Here is a 13220-nt window from a genome sequence, read left to right as displayed (position 1 = left end):
CCGTGCTGAAGTCCGGCACCGGCCAGTCCAGCTTGGCCAGCCGCAGCAGGCTGTCCACCATGCCCAGCGCCTGCCGCAGGGGCTGGCCGAACAGGCACTTGATGCTCAAGCAAAACTGGATGGCTGCGTCCGAGAACGTCGGGCTGCGCCCGCGCTTGCCGTTCGGCTTGCCAAGCCACTGCATGCCTTCATCCAGCCACATCGTCAACGATCCTCGCGCCTTCAGCGCTGCGTTGTAGGCTTTCCAGTTCGTCGTGCGGTACTTGGTCCGCCTCTCGCTCTTTGCTTCCGTCACGCCTTCAGTCTACCGGTGTGGCCGGGGTGATTTGTGCAACAAAGCCGCTCGCAATGGCTGTTGCCATTGGCAAGATGCTCGAATACGACTTCCGTTTTCTTGGCACCATCCACCGCCGCATTTCAACGCAGCAGCAACAAGATCTGCTCCGAACCAAATCCATGATGACAGCGGCTTTGTGGGTGCTGTGGGGTACGGGAGCCTTGTTCGTCTATCTCGGATATACCCACAATCCAGACTATGTGATGAACGAGAAACTCTGGATGAAGGTCCTGACCGTCAGTGCACTGACGCTCAATGGCATGCTGATGCACCGGTTCGCATTTCCCCACATGATGCGCGAAGGGATATTTCTGGAGTTCCCCTTGAAGAGGATCTTGACCCTCACCCTCTTCGCAACGGTCTCATCGGTGTCCTGGCTTTATGCCTCGTTCCTGGGCATCGCCCGCTCCTGGAACCATGCGGTCTCCTTCGAATACACCCTGGGCATCTATCTGATGCTGCTGACCGCGGCAGGATGCACTTCCACGGGCCTGATGGTGCTCTTGCGCCGCCGTTATGCCCAATGCCCCGAGGCCTTCGGCATGCGGGGAATCGCCATCAAGCGAAACTGCCCTCATTCGTCTTGAATCATCGCGATGGGAGTATGGCGCTCCAATATCAACAGGCATAGCCGGACAACGCACGTCAGCTAGCCAGCCAGGCTTTCATCGGTAATTCACTATATTTTTAATAGCAAACTATTCAGCAGATACTGCGGCATTCCAAGGTTTCTTATTCACCATCCGACCGTGGTACATCGCTTTGCTCCTGCGGGGAACCGGGCACCAGCGCAATTCGGTTGGCCCACCGGGATTGCGGAGAAATCGAGCAAGGCATCTTCAAAAATGCCTTGCTTCCAGGCAGCCTCGGGGTTACGAACATCCAGGCATGGCACACCAAAAGCAAAAAAGCCCTTGATCTCCTCAGAGATCAAGGGCTCCCGAGACGTCCAAAGACGCTGCGGAATGGCTTTACATGTTGTCGATCATCACTTGGCCAAAGCCGGAGCAGCTCACCTGCGTCGCGCCATCCATCAGGCGCGCGAAGTCGTACGTCACCTTCTTGCTCTGGATGGACTTTTCCATGGAGCTGATGATCAGGTCAGCCGCTTCCGTCCAGCCCATGTGGCGAAGCATCATCTCGGCAGACAGGATTTCAGAACCTGGGTTCACATAATCCTTGCCCGCGTACTTCGGTGCCGTGCCGTGGGTGGCCTCGAACATGGCCACGGAGTCCGACAGGTTGGCGCCCGGGGCGATGCCGATGCCGCCCACCTGGGCTGCCAGTGCGTCGGAAACATAGTCGCCGTTCAGGTTCAGGGTGGCGATCACGCTGTACTCTGCAGGGCGCAACAGGATCTGCTGCAGGAACGCGTCGGCGATGCTGTCCTTGACCGTGACTTCCTTGCCGGTCTTGGGGTTCTTGAACTTCATCCAGGGACCGCCGTCGATGAGCTCGGCGCCGAATTCCTGGGCAGCCAGTTCGTAGGCCCAGTCACGGAAGCCGCCTTCCGTGAACTTCATGATGTTGCCCTTGTGCACGATGGTCACGCTGGGCTTGTCGTTGTCGATCGCGTACTGGATGGCCTTGCGCACCAGGCGCTGCGTGCCTTCCTTGGAAACGGGCTTGACGCCGATGCCGGAGGTTTCGGGGAAGCGGATCTTCTTCACGCCGAACTCTTCCTGCAGGATCTTGATGAGCTTCTTGGCCTTGTCGGACTGCGCCTCGAACTCGATGCCGGCATAGATGTCTTCCGAGTTCTCGCGGAAGATGACCATGTTGGTCTTCTCCGGTTCCTTCACGGGCGACGGCACGCCCTTGAAGTACTGGATGGGGCGCAGGCACACGTACAGGTCGAGCTCCTGGCGCAGCGCCACGTTCAGGGAGCGGATGCCACCGCCCACGGGCGTGGTCAGCGGGCCCTTGATGGACACCACGTAGTCGCGCACGGCGTGCAGGGTTTCCTCTGGCAGCCACACGTCGGGGCCGTAGACCTTGGTGGACTTCTCGCCGGCGTAGACTTCCATCCAGTGGATCTTGCGCTTGCCGCCGTAGGCCTTGGCCACTGCGGCATCGACCACCTTGAGCATCACCGGGGTGATGTCGAAGCCAGTACCGTCGCCCTCGATGTAGGGAATGATGGGCTGATCCGGCACGTTCAGGGACATGTCGGTATTGACGGTAATTTTCTGGCCTTCGGCAGGCACCTTGATGTGCTGGTAGCTGGTCATGGAACGGTTATCTCCGGTGGAATGGCGCCAAGGGCTGCGCCTTGGCGGACTGTGCGATCCGCACAAAACGCAATGATTCTAGCGATAAAAATTTGGAGGCCTTTCCTGTCAACGGCCTCGGCTGCGGTATCGTTGTGACAGGGCTTCGCGGCCCTTCGCGGGGCTCGCAACCCTTCCGAAACTCATCAAGGAATTGGCATATATGAAAAAACTCCTCGCTGTCCTGATCGCCGGTCTGTTCACCGCAGGCGCATTCGCACAGGCATCTGCCCCAACGGCCGTCTCTCCCGCAGCCCCCACCGCCGCCACCAGCGACATGGGTGCCGCAACGCCCAAGGCCCAGGCCAAGTCCAAGGCTGGCAAGAGCAACAAGAAGGTTGCCCACAAGAAGACCAAGAAGCACGCCAAGACCGCTGCCTGAGCCGCGATACCGGATGACATGCCTTTCCGGGGCATGCACCAGCATCTCCAAAGCCCGCTTATGCGGGCTTTGCTTTTGGCGGGTACGCTCGGCCGGTCGCGCCGGGCGACTGCTTCAACGATCGAAAGCCGAATGATGACCACCGACCTCTCGCGCACCGTGTACAGCGCCCTGCGCCATGTCTCCCGCCTGGGCCTTGCCTTGACCGTTGCGGTTGGCGCCATGGCAGCCTCCGCCCAGGAAGGGCCCCAGCTCGACCTGCAGCGGGTGGAGCTCACCGCGGGCATGCACCGCATCGACGCCCAGGTCGCCCTCACGCCGCAGGAACGCCAGATCGGCCTGATGCACCGCAAGGAAATGCCCCCGCAGGAAGGCATGCTGTTCGTCTTCTCGGAGCCCGCCGTCCAGTGCTTCTGGATGAAGAACACTCTGCTGCCCCTGACCGCCGCCTTCGTGGCCGACGATGGCACCATCGTCAATCTGGCGGACATGAAGCCCCAGACACTGGATTCGCACTGCTCCGACAAGCCGGTGCGCTACGTGCTGGAAATGAACCAGGGCTGGTTCGCCAAGCGCAGCATCAAGGCGGGGTTCCGGCTCGCGGGAAAGCCGTTCGCCAAGCGCTGAAGCGCCGTCGGCCCTCCCCAAGAAAAAACGGCCTCGACGGCAATGCCAGTCAGTTAAGCCCTGACCGACACCTTTGAGGCCCCTTGAAACAAAAAAGGAGCGCATGTCGCGCTCCTTCTTGCAGGGTTGGCTGGATCGCAAACGCTTAACTGACTGGCATTGGGCCTCGACGGGCCGTTTTTTCATGGACGGGCGCCAGGCGCCGGTGCAGCTCAGGCCGCGAAGTTGCCTTCTGCGAACTTCCAGTTCACGAGCTTGTCGAGGAAGGTTTCCACGAACTTAGGGCGCAGGTTGCGGTAGTCGATGTAGTAGGCATGCTCCCAGACGTCCACCGTCAGCAGGGCCTTGTCGGCGGTGGTGAGGGGCGTGCCGGCGGCGCCGGTGTTCACGATGTCCACGGTGCCGTCGGCCTTCTTGACCAGCCAGGTCCAGCCGGAACCGAAGTTGCCGACGGCGCTCTTCACGAACGCTTCCTTGAATGCGGCATAGCTGCCCCACTTGGCCTGGATGGCGTCGGCCAGCGCACCGGAGGGCTCGCCGCCGCCGTTGGGGGCCATGCAGTTCCAGAAGAAGGTGTGGTTCCAGATCTGGGCTGCGTTGTTGTAGATGCCGCCGCTCGACTTCTTCACGATCTCTTCGAGCGCCATGCTTTCGAACTCGGTGCCCTTTTGCAGGTTGTTCAGGTTCACCACGTAGGCGTTGTGGTGCTTGCCATGGTGGTACTCCAGGGTCTCCTGGCTGTAGTGGGGAGCCAGGGCGTCGATGGCGTAAGGCAGCGGTGGCAGGGTGTGTTCCATGTGCGGTCCTTCGTGGGTGTTGAAATAGTGCTTGCAAGTGCAGCGCCGCGGGCCATGGCCACGCGGCGCAACAGGGCGGCATTGTAGAAAGTAATAGCGCCCGCCGCTGTAGGTTGCCGTCCAGACCCTTCCCCCGCCCCGCCGAGGCCGCAGGCCTAGAGCAACCGGGGCGCGGCGACCGTGAGATCGATGTGCCCGTCGGCCACCGCCGCGCGCAGCGCATCGCCGGTGCGCGCCTGGGATGCGCTGGTCACGGGGTGCCCCTGCGCATCCGTCAGGAGGGCGTAGCCGCGCCGCAGCACCAGCCGGGGGTCCAGCAGTTCCAGCCGCAGGGCGGCATGGTCGACCCGCTGGGCATGCAGGGCCACGCACCGGCCCACGGCCTTGGGCAGATGCCCGCCCAGGCCCTCCTGCGCCTGCGCGAGGCGCTGCAGGTTCAGCAGCATGCCGTGCCGCATGCGCTGGGCGAGGCGTGCCAGCCGCATGTCCTGCCGGGCCAGGATGCCCGACGGCCGGCCGAGGCGTTGCGCCGCGCCGTCGAGCCGCTGGTGGCGCTGGTCGATCTGCCGCTGCAGGCCGTCGCCGAGCCGGTCCGCGAGCACATCGAGCGCGGCCAGCCAAGTGGCGCGCGGCTGCGCCACGAGTTCGGCCGCCGCGGTCGGCGTCGGGGCGCGCAGGTCCGCGCAGAAGTCGGCGATCGTGAAATCGGTCTCGTGCCCGACGCCGCTGACCACCGGCACCGGGCTCTCCACCACGGCGCGCGCGAGTTGCTCGTCGTTGAAGGCCCAGAGGTCCTCGATGGAACCGCCGCCGCGTACCAGCAGGATGACGTCGATGGGGGGCGACGGCCCATCCCCGCCCTCCCCTCCGGCCCGGCGGTAGAGCGAGCGCAGGGCCGCGCACAGGGAGGCCGGCGCGCCCGCGCCCTGGACCAGGGCCGGCGCCAGCACCACGGGCAGGTGGGGCACCCGGCGCCGCAGCGCGGTGACCACGTCGTGCAGGGCCGCGGCCCCCGCGGAGGTGACCAGGCCGATCGCGCGCGGCATGACCGGCAGGGGGCGCTTGCGCCCGGCGTCGAACAGCCCCTCGGCTTCCAGCCGGGCCTTGAGCCGCAGGAACTGCTCGAACAGCGCCCCCTGGCCCGCGCGCTGCAGGCTCTCCACGATGAGCTGGAGGTCGCCCCGGGCCTCGTACACGCCGAGGCGGCCGCGCAGCTCCACGAGTTCGCCATCCCGGGGCGTGAAATCGAGCAGCGCCGCGGCGCGGCGGAACATGGCGCAGCGGATCTGCCCTTGCCCGTCCTTGATGGTGAAGTAGCAATGCCCGCTGGACGCGCGCGAAAAGCCGGTGATCTCGCCGCGCACCGCGACAGGATTGAACCGGGCCTCCAGCGCGTCAGCAATGGCGCGGCACAGCGCGCCGACTTCCCAGATTCGCGGCGCCGCCAGTGGGTTTGGGTGGTCAAACATCGGCGCCACCGGGGCTTGCGGGAGATTGGGCCTGCCCAGTAGTCCACAGCGCGCAGCAAGCGGTGCGGGGGGCAGCGGACGCGGAACCATGCATGCGCGAGCCACGAGAGTTCGTGCAAGTCATTGATTCACAACGATTTTTATCTGCGCAATTTTTCATCAATCTGTCAAAGTGTCGATTTGGCGCCGCATGGCGGGTGTTACACACCCGGTTTCCCACAAAGTTATCCACAGAAAATGTGGGTGGCTGTGGAGATCGACGGGCGCCGCGGCGGGAGGCGCCGGACGATGGCGCCGGGCGGATGGGCGGTCATGGGGCTGGGCCATAATCGCGGATTGCTTCCATCTGCGCGGAGAGAAGAATTGCTGTCGATCATACAAGCCGCTGGCTGGCCGATCTGGCCCTTGGTAATCTGCTCCATCCTGGCGCTGGCACTCGTGGTGGAGCGCTTCATCGCCCTGAAGACCGCGCGCGTCGCGCCCCCGAAGCTGCTCGACGAGGCCATCTCCGTTTCCTCCCGCGGGCTGCCCACTCCCGATGTCGTGAACCAGCTCGCGCAGAACTCCGCGCTGGGCGAGGTGCTGGCCAGCGGCCTGCGCACGCTCAACAGCCAGCCGCAGAGCAGCGAGGCGGATGTCCGCGCGGCCATGGAGGGCACGGGCCGCGCCGTGGCCCACCGGCTGGAGAAGTACCTCAGCGCCCTGGCCACCATCGCGTCGGCGGCGCCGCTGCTGGGCCTGCTGGGCACGGTGATCGGCATGATCGAGATCTTCGGCTCGCAGGGCGGCGGCGCCAACGGCACGGGCAATCCCGCGCAGTTGGCGCACGGCATCTCGATCGCGCTCTACAACACGGCCTTCGGCCTGATCGTCGCCATTCCGGCGCTGATCTTCTGGCGGTATTTCCGCAGCCGCGTCGATGCCTATCTGCTGACGCTGGAGTTGGCGTCCGAGCAGTTCGTGCGCCACATCAACCGTCTGCGCAAGTGATGTCCCGGTGACGGGGCTGCGCCCCCGAAGCCTCTGCCCCGCACCCCAAGCAGGTCCCGATCATGAATTTCCGTCCCCGTCCGAAGGAAGAACCGGAGATCAACCTGATCCCGTTCATCGACGTGCTGCTGGTGATCCTCATCTTCCTGATGCTCTCCACCACCTACAGCAAGTTCACCGAGCTCCAGCTCACGCTGCCCGTGGCGGACTCCGAGCAGCAGCGCGACCACCCCAGGGAGGTGATCGTGGCCGTGGCGGCCGACGGGCGCTACGCCGTCAACAGGAGCGCCGTCGATGGCAAGGGCGTGGACGCCGTCGCCCAGTCGCTGGCCGCCGCGGCCAAGGCCGGGCGCGAGAGCGTCGTCATCATCAGTGCCGACGCCAACGCGCCCCACCAGTCGGTGGTCACCGTGATGGAGGCGGCGCGCCGCGTGGGCCTGTCGCAAATCACCTTCGCCACCCAGTCGTCCGCCAGCGCGGGCCGGTAGCCGGGCATGGCGCCCCATGACGGGCAGGCGACAGCGCCGGGCTCGGGCACCGGCGGGGCGGCCGGGGGCCTGCAGCGCCTCTGGCGGCGGCGCGGTCCCGCGGCCTGGCTGCTCACCCCGCTGGCCGGGCTCTACGGCCTCCTGGCCGCGGGCCGGCGGCGGCTCTACCGTGCCGGGTTGCTGCGCACCGAGCGCGCCCCCGTGCCCGTGGTGGTGGTGGGCAACGTGATCGTTGGCGGCGCGGGCAAGACACCCGTGACCCAGGCCGTGGTGCGCGAACTCCGGGCGCGCGGCTGGCATCCCGGCGTGGTCTCGCGCGGCTACGGCCGCCGCACCACGGACTGCCGCGAGGTGCTGCCGGACAGCCCGGCCGACGAATCCGGCGACGAACCCCTGCTGCTCGCCCGCAGCACGGGCGCGCCGGTGTTTGTCGCGCGGCGCCGCGCCGAGGCCGTGCGCGCCCTGCTCGCGCGCCACCCCGGCACCGACGTGATCGTCTGCGACGACGGCCTGCAGCACCTGGCGCTGGCCCGCGACGTGGAACTGTGCGTGTTCAACGAGGACGGCATCGGCAACGGTTTCCTGCTGCCCGCCGGGCCGCTGCGCGAGCCCTGGCCCCGCCCCGTCGATGCCGTGCTGCACGCGGGGGCCGCAGCGCCGTCGGGCGCGGACGCGGCAAGCCTGGGCACCTTCGCGCTGCGGCGCGCGCTCGCCGCGCAGGCGATCGGCCGGGACGGCGAGGCGGTGCCGCTGTCCCGCCTGCGGGGCCAGCCGCTGCACGCGGTGGCCGCCATCGCGCGGCCGCAGGCCTTCTTCGCGATGCTGCGCGCCGAAGGCCTGACCCTGGCGGGCGAGACGGCGCTGCCCGACCACTATGATTTTGATAGCTGGAAGCCCAATGAAACTGGCGACGTGCAGCTGATTTGCACCGAAAAGGATGCCGCCAAGCTCTGGCGCAGCCACCCCGGTGCCCTGGCCGTGCCCCTGCAGCTCCACATCGACGCGGCCTTCTTCGACAGGCTGCACCAACGGTTGCAGACGGTGGCCGGGCGCTCGCTATCATCGCCCTCCGCTTCCTGAAACCTCTTTCCCCCTCACCGCCATGGACCCCAAACTGCTCGAACTGCTGGTCTGCCCCGTCACCAAGGGCTCGCTGACCTACGACCGCGAACGCGGCGAGCTGGTCTCCCGCAGCGCCCGCCTCGCCTATCCGGTGCGCGACGGGATTCCGGTGCTCCTCGAGAACGAGGCGCGCACGCTGACCGACGCGGAGCTGGAAGCGTGAGCGGCGCCGGCGCCGCCACGCCCTTCACCGTCCTGATCCCCGCGCGGCTCGCCTCCACCCGGCTGCCCGACAAGCCGCTGGCCGACATCGGCGGCCAGCCCATGGTCGTGCGCGTGGCGCGCCAGGCCGCGCGCAGCCGCGCCGCGCGCGTGGTCGTCGCGGCCGACGATGCGCGCATCCTGCAGGCCTGCGCGGCCCACGGCGTCGAGGCCGTGGCCACGCGCGCCGACCACCCGAGCGGCAGCGATCGCCTGGCCGAGGCCTGCGGCCTGCTGGGGCTGGCGGGCGACGACATCGTGGTCAACGTGCAGGGCGACGAGCCGCTCATCGATCCCGCGCTGATCGACGCGGTGGCCGACCTGCTGCCCGCGCGGCCGGACGCCGCGATGGGCACGGCCGCGCATGCCATCCACGCGCAGGCAGACTACGCCAACCCGAACGTGGTGAAGGTGGTGCTGGACGCGCGCGGCCTCGCCCACTACTTCAGCCGCGCGCCGATCCCGCATGCGCGCGACCATGCCGGCGAGGCATGGTGGGAGGGTGGGCGCGCCGGCGTCCCCGCCGGCTTCGCGCCGCTGCGGCACATCGGCATCTACAGCTACCGGGCCGCCTTCCTGCGGGACTTTCCCGCGCTGCCGCCCGCGCCCACGGAGGTGCTGGAGGCGCTGGAACAGCTGCGCGCCCTGTGGCATGGCCACCGCATCGCCGTGCACGTGACCGACGCCGCGCCCGGACCGGGCGTGGACACTCCGGCGGACCTGGAACGCGTGCGCACGCTGCTGGGCTGATCCCGGCAGGCGCCCGCGCGCCCGGCCCTCCAGCGGCCGGCCAGGCCACCGGCGTGCCCCATGTCGGTCCGGCGGTGGACCCCCCATGCTATCCTTGCCCGCGAAAAAAGCGCCACCCGGGCACCGCAAGGCCGCCCCGGAGCTTCCGGCGCTTGCCGAATTCAACACTTAGAGGACATCCATGAGACTGATTCTTTTGGGCGCGCCTGGCGCCGGAAAGGGCACGCAAGCCGCATTCATCTGCCAGAAATACGGCATCCCGCAGATCTCCACCGGCGACATGCTGCGCGCCGCCGTCAAGGCCGGCACGCCGCTGGGCCTGCAGGCCAAGGCCGTGATGGATGCCGGCAAGCTCGTGAGCGATGACCTCATCATCAACCTCGTGAAGGACCGCATCGCCCAGCCCGACTGCGCCCAGGGCTTCCTCTTCGACGGCTTTCCCCGCACCATCCCGCAGGCCGACGCCATGAAGGCCGCCGGCGTCAAGCTCGACTACGTGCTGGAGATCGACGTGCCGTTCGATGCCATCATCGAGCGCATGGGCGGCCGCCGCTCGCACCCCGCCAGCGGCCGCACCTACCACGTCAAGTTCAACCCGCCGAAGGTGGAAGGCAAGGACGACGTCACGGGCGAGGACCTGATCCAGCGCGAGGACGACAAGGAAGAGACCGTCAAGAAGCGCCTGGAGGTGTACAGCGCCCAGACGCGCCCGCTCGTGGAGTACTACTCCACCTGGGCCAAGGCCGATCCCGCCAATGCGCCCAAGTACCGTGCCATCAGCGGCACCGGCGCGGTGGAAGAGATCACGCAGCGCGCACTGGCCGCCCTGGCCAGCTGAGGCCCCCGCCACGTGCAGCCGCCACGCCGCCTCCGGGCGGCGTTTTTCATTGGCGGCGCGCAACGGCGACCAACCCGCGCCGCCGCGCCCGCGCGCTCCCTCAGGCCCGCGGCAGCAGCTCCAGCAGAAGGTCCACGCGGGCCTTCACGGGGCTCAGGCCCCGAGCATCGGGCAGCGGGTCGCCGGGCCGGGGCAGGACCTGCCCCAGCGGGCAGCGCGTGGCGATGCGCACCGCCACGCCGGCGGCCTGGGCGCGCTCCAGCGCGGCCTGCAGGCGGTGGTGCAGCGTTCCGTTGCCCGTGGCGGCCACGACCAGCCCCTGGACACCGTCCGCCACCAGCAAGTCCACCGCGCGGCCCGTGGCGCCCGCATGCGAGAGCACGACCTCGACACGCGGCCACGCCTCCGCCTTTGCTACGCTTTCGATAGCTGTCCGGGCAGATTCCACGGCGACATCGGGCCAATCCGAGGCCAGGCGCACCGCGCCCTGCTCCACCCAGCCCAGCGGGCCCGCATCGGCCGAAGCGAACGCATGCAGGCGGTAGGGGTGCACCTTCTGCACCCACCGCGCGCCGTGCAGCTCGCCCGCGGCCACGGCCACGACGCCGCGCGCGCCCGGCGCCGTGGCCACCGTGACCGCATCCAGCAGGTTCTGCGGCCCGTCGGGCGCGAGCGACGTGGCCGGCCGCATCGCCGAGGTCAGCACCACCGGCTTGCCAGCCGCACCGGCCAGCACGCGGTGCAGGAACCAGGCGGTCTCCTCCAGCGTGTCGGTGCCGTGCGTGACGACGATGCCGCGCACCTGCGGGTCGGCCAGCCGCTCGGCGCAGCGCAGCGCCAGGGCCCGCCAAACGGCCTCGTCCATGTCCTTGCTGTCGATCTGCGCGACCTGCTCGGCCTCCAGCGCCAGGCCCCGGGCGGCGCGCTCCAGCCCCGGCACGGCCGCCAGCAACTGCGCGATGCCCACCTGCGCGGCGGTGTAGCCGATGTTGTCTTCCGCGCTCGCAGCCGTTCCCGCGATCGTCCCGCCGGTGCCCAGCACCACGATTTTTTCTGCAACCACTTGCATCGCCTCGATAAACTGTTTAAAAATACAGTGACTGGATCGAACAACAGCGTTGCCCGGTCCGCCTCCGCGCCGCGTCGGCGCCACGTTCCCGCACCGGAGTGTTCAGCATGCTCGACAGCCCCAAGCTCACCGCCCGCCAGCAGCAGATCCTGGATCTCATCCAGACGGCCATCGCCCGCACCGGCGCCCCGCCCACCCGGGCCGAGATCGCGACCGAATTCGGCTTCAAGTCCGCCAATGCGGCGGAAGAGCACCTGCAGGCCCTGGCCCGCAAGGGCGTGATCGAGCTGGTGAGCGGCACCTCCCGCGGCATCCGGCTGCGCGGCGAAACCGTGCGCTCCATCAACGCGGCGCGCGGCAGCCAGTTCCACCTGCCCATCCCGGGCATCTCGCAACTCATGCTGCCGCTCGTGGGCCGCGTGGCCGCCGGCTCGCCGATTCTCGCCCAGGAACACGTCGATCAAACCTACAGCGTCGAGGGCAGCCTCTTCCAACACAAGCCCGACTACCTGCTCAAGGTGCGCGGCATGTCGATGCGCGACGCCGGCATCATGGACGGCGACCTGCTCGCCGTGCAGTCCACGCGCGAGGCGCGCAACGGCCAGATCATCGTCGCCCGGCTGGGCGACGAGGTCACCGTCAAGCGGCTGCGGCGCACGGCCAGCGCCATCGAGCTGCTGCCCGAGAACCCCGACTACCCCATCATCACCGTCCAGCCCGGCGAGCCGTTCGAGATCGAAGGCCTGGCGGTGGGGCTGATCCGCAACACCATGCTCATGTAGCGGCCCCGGCACGGGCACCCTTTCTCTTTCGGCATCCGGCAGATGCCCGTGCCCCCGGCTGCCAACCCTTCCCGCGTTGCCCAGGTGGCGGGTGTATGGCGATCCATTTCGCATGGATGGTCAACCCTGCGGCATCGCCGTGCCTGATCCAAGCCAATCCTGCCAGTGTTCAACCTATTCTGACCGCTGGAGTTTTCCATGGCCAAGGCCCTGTTCCCCCTCGCCGCCCTCTTCCGTCCGCTGCACGCCCTCGTCCGCCGCTTCCGGAGCACCACCACCATCACGCCCCATCCGGTGCCGATGTGGTCCCGCTGGCCGGACATTCCGGCAGGCTGCGCCCCCGACGGCCAGGGCAGCCCGCCCCACGGCAGCGCAATGCCGGCGCTGCGGGAGATGGGACTGGCATCCCTCACCTACCCTGCGGAGCCGTTGGCGGAACATGGGGCGGCCCCCAACTCCCCGTCGCGCGTGGCCGGTGATTGGCCAAGCCATCGCGGCGCCACGCATGGGCATGGCATCGCATCGCCCCGGGCCGTGCGGGTCCGGCGGCGCCATGCCGGGGCCCCGGAGCGGTTCGTGATCGCCGGCCGCATGGCCGACGTGTGCGCCGAGCTGGAGCGCTGGGCCGCCTCGGAGGCTGTCCTGCGCTAGGAACGTGTTCACCGATCTAACGGAGGTTTGCCGTCTCGGAAAGAATCCTGCGCGAAGCTGCGGGCGGTGCCGCCCGAGGAAGGAGAAGCGGCGCGCCCCCTCGAAGCGATGGCATCTCAGTTATCCATTGCGCTGCGCGCCACCCGCAGGACATGAAACAGGCGCCTAATGGCGGGCGCAGCGTCCGGCACCGAGGTCGGTTCGTACTTGGTGCTTCGAGCCCGTATCTCAGTTGGACCCGCGGCCTCACGAGCACCCCAGACTGTTGCCCTGAGCCTTCGGTTCTTGAGCACGCATTTCAGACTTCGATGACGTGGGCCGCACGCCGATGGCGCCGCGAACAGGAGGTTGTCATGGAAGTGATCTACCCGCGCTGCGCGGGATTGGATGTGCACAAGCAAACGGTGGTGGCTTGCGCACGCATTGCCGGTGATGGACCGGCGAGTC

General features: G+C 67.7%; 16 protein-coding genes. 11 read left to right on the top strand and 5 right to left on the bottom strand.

The genetic code is table 11. The features are described from left to right. A partial coding sequence (locus AX018_RS23360) for a transposase (protein ID WP_211322498.1) occupies positions 1-295 on the bottom strand: 295 nt, incomplete at its 3' end. Between the two features lie 53 nt (positions 296-348). On the opposite strand from AX018_RS23360, the gene AX018_RS23355 reads away from it, so the two are divergent. After that, positions 349-924: a hypothetical protein gene (locus tag AX018_RS23355; RefSeq protein ID WP_111882522.1), complete on the top strand. Its 576-nt coding sequence runs from the start codon at positions 349-351 to the stop codon at positions 922-924. Positions 925-1308: 384 nt separating this feature from the next. Here AX018_RS23355 and icd read toward each other — a convergent pair whose 3' ends face one another. Continuing rightward, complete coding sequence (gene icd / locus AX018_RS23350; RefSeq protein WP_111882519.1) at positions 1309-2568, bottom strand: NADP-dependent isocitrate dehydrogenase; 1260 nt, start codon at positions 2566-2568, stop codon at positions 1309-1311. Positions 2569-2770: 202 nt separating this feature from the next. Between icd and AX018_RS23345 the strand changes: the two genes are divergently transcribed. Both AX018_RS23345 and AX018_RS23340 read left to right on the top strand, forming a co-directional pair. Further along, positions 2771-2989, top strand: a complete 219-nt coding sequence (locus AX018_RS23345) for a hypothetical protein (RefSeq protein WP_111882516.1) — start codon at positions 2771-2773, stop codon at positions 2987-2989. Between the two features lie 135 nt (positions 2990-3124). Continuing rightward, a complete protein-coding gene (locus AX018_RS23340; protein WP_111882524.1) occupies positions 3125-3616 on the top strand; it encodes a DUF192 domain-containing protein in 492 nt (163 codons plus the stop codon). Positions 3617-3828: 212 nt separating this feature from the next. Here the strand turns inward: AX018_RS23340 and AX018_RS23335 are convergent, their stop codons facing one another. Continuing rightward, complete coding sequence (locus AX018_RS23335; RefSeq protein ID WP_111882513.1) at positions 3829-4413, bottom strand: Fe-Mn family superoxide dismutase; 585 nt, start codon at positions 4411-4413, stop codon at positions 3829-3831. Positions 4414-4568: 155 nt separating this feature from the next. Further along, the gene (xseA, locus tag AX018_RS23330) at positions 4569-5882 is read right to left on the bottom strand and encodes an exodeoxyribonuclease VII large subunit (protein ID WP_111882511.1); all 1314 of its coding nucleotides are present in this window, start codon (positions 5880-5882) and stop codon (positions 4569-4571) included. Positions 5883-6245: 363 nt separating this feature from the next. Here xseA and AX018_RS23325 point away from each other — a divergent pair, with 363 nt between their 5' ends. The 6 genes from AX018_RS23325 (at position 6246) to adk (ending at position 10271) form a co-directional block, all read left to right on the top strand. Continuing rightward, complete coding sequence (locus AX018_RS23325; RefSeq protein ID WP_111882508.1) at positions 6246-6872, top strand: MotA/TolQ/ExbB proton channel family protein; 627 nt, start codon at positions 6246-6248, stop codon at positions 6870-6872. 62 nt (positions 6873-6934) lie between these two features. After that, positions 6935-7360 carry an ExbD/TolR family protein gene (locus tag AX018_RS23320; protein ID WP_111882506.1) on the top strand — a complete coding sequence of 142 codons (426 nt, stop codon included), beginning with the start codon at positions 6935-6937 and terminating at the stop codon, positions 7358-7360. A gap of 6 nt (positions 7361-7366) precedes the next feature. Continuing rightward, entirely contained in the window at positions 7367-8440 is a 1074-nt protein-coding gene (gene lpxK, locus AX018_RS23315) for a tetraacyldisaccharide 4'-kinase (protein WP_111882503.1), read from the top strand. Between the two features lie 22 nt (positions 8441-8462). Then, positions 8463-8645: a Trm112 family protein gene (locus tag AX018_RS23310; RefSeq protein WP_111882500.1), complete on the top strand. Its 183-nt coding sequence runs from the start codon at positions 8463-8465 to the stop codon at positions 8643-8645. Continuing rightward, positions 8642-9433 carry a 3-deoxy-manno-octulosonate cytidylyltransferase gene (gene kdsB, locus AX018_RS23305; protein ID WP_111882498.1) on the top strand — a complete coding sequence of 264 codons (792 nt, stop codon included), beginning with the start codon at positions 8642-8644 and terminating at the stop codon, positions 9431-9433. Before AX018_RS23310 ends, kdsB begins: the two co-directional genes overlap by 4 nt. Before the next feature lie 181 nt (positions 9434-9614). Further along, on the top strand, positions 9615-10271 hold the full coding sequence (adk, locus tag AX018_RS23300) for an adenylate kinase (protein WP_111882495.1): 657 nt from the start codon (positions 9615-9617) through the stop codon (positions 10269-10271). Positions 10272-10371: 100 nt separating this feature from the next. Here adk and AX018_RS23295 read toward each other — a convergent pair whose 3' ends face one another. Then, the gene (locus AX018_RS23295; protein ID WP_111882493.1) at positions 10372-11340 is read right to left on the bottom strand and encodes an asparaginase; all 969 of its coding nucleotides are present in this window, start codon (positions 11338-11340) and stop codon (positions 10372-10374) included. 107 nt (positions 11341-11447) lie between these two features. On the opposite strand from AX018_RS23295, the gene lexA reads away from it, so the two are divergent. Further along, on the top strand, positions 11448-12122 hold the full coding sequence (gene lexA, locus AX018_RS23290; RefSeq protein ID WP_111882490.1) for a transcriptional repressor LexA: 675 nt from the start codon (positions 11448-11450) through the stop codon (positions 12120-12122). A 198-nt stretch (positions 12123-12320) separates the two neighbouring features. After that, the gene (locus tag AX018_RS23285) at positions 12321-12773 is read left to right on the top strand and encodes a hypothetical protein (protein ID WP_111882487.1); all 453 of its coding nucleotides are present in this window, start codon (positions 12321-12323) and stop codon (positions 12771-12773) included. Positions 12774-13220 lie beyond the last annotated feature (447 nt).

Origin of the sequence: Paracidovorax anthurii (genome assembly GCF_003269065.1) — a bacterium.
Taxonomy (GTDB): Bacteria; Pseudomonadota; Gammaproteobacteria; order Burkholderiales; family Burkholderiaceae_C; genus Paracidovorax; species Paracidovorax anthurii.
Note: the sequence above shows the minus strand (reverse complement) of the source record. Positions and strands in the feature narration are given on the sequence as shown.

Bases quoted from the DNA above. Each gene is read 5' to 3' on its own strand.
- AX018_RS23355 (WP_111882522.1), top strand. From the start codon at position 349: ATGGCTGTTGCCATTGGCAAGATGCTCGAATACGACTTCCGTTTTCTT.
- icd (WP_111882519.1), bottom strand. From the start codon at position 2,568: ATGACCAGCTACCAGCACATCAAGGTGCCTGCCGAAGGCCAGAAAATT.
- AX018_RS23345 (WP_111882516.1), top strand. From the start codon at position 2,771: ATGAAAAAACTCCTCGCTGTCCTGATCGCCGGTCTGTTCACCGCAGGC.
- AX018_RS23340 (WP_111882524.1), top strand. From the start codon at position 3,125: ATGACCACCGACCTCTCGCGCACCGTGTACAGCGCCCTGCGCCATGTC.
- AX018_RS23335 (WP_111882513.1), bottom strand. From the start codon at position 4,413: ATGGAACACACCCTGCCACCGCTGCCTTACGCCATCGACGCCCTGGCT.
- xseA (WP_111882511.1), bottom strand. From the start codon at position 5,882: ATGTTTGACCACCCAAACCCACTGGCGGCGCCGCGAATCTGGGAAGTC.
- AX018_RS23320 (WP_111882506.1), top strand. From the start codon at position 6,935: ATGAATTTCCGTCCCCGTCCGAAGGAAGAACCGGAGATCAACCTGATC.
- lpxK (WP_111882503.1), top strand. From the start codon at position 7,367: ATGGCGCCCCATGACGGGCAGGCGACAGCGCCGGGCTCGGGCACCGGC.
- AX018_RS23310 (WP_111882500.1), top strand. From the start codon at position 8,463: ATGGACCCCAAACTGCTCGAACTGCTGGTCTGCCCCGTCACCAAGGGC.
- adk (WP_111882495.1), top strand. From the start codon at position 9,615: ATGAGACTGATTCTTTTGGGCGCGCCTGGCGCCGGAAAGGGCACGCAA.
- AX018_RS23295 (WP_111882493.1), bottom strand. From the start codon at position 11,340: ATGCAAGTGGTTGCAGAAAAAATCGTGGTGCTGGGCACCGGCGGGACG.
- lexA (WP_111882490.1), top strand. From the start codon at position 11,448: ATGCTCGACAGCCCCAAGCTCACCGCCCGCCAGCAGCAGATCCTGGAT.
- AX018_RS23285 (WP_111882487.1), top strand. From the start codon at position 12,321: ATGGCCAAGGCCCTGTTCCCCCTCGCCGCCCTCTTCCGTCCGCTGCAC.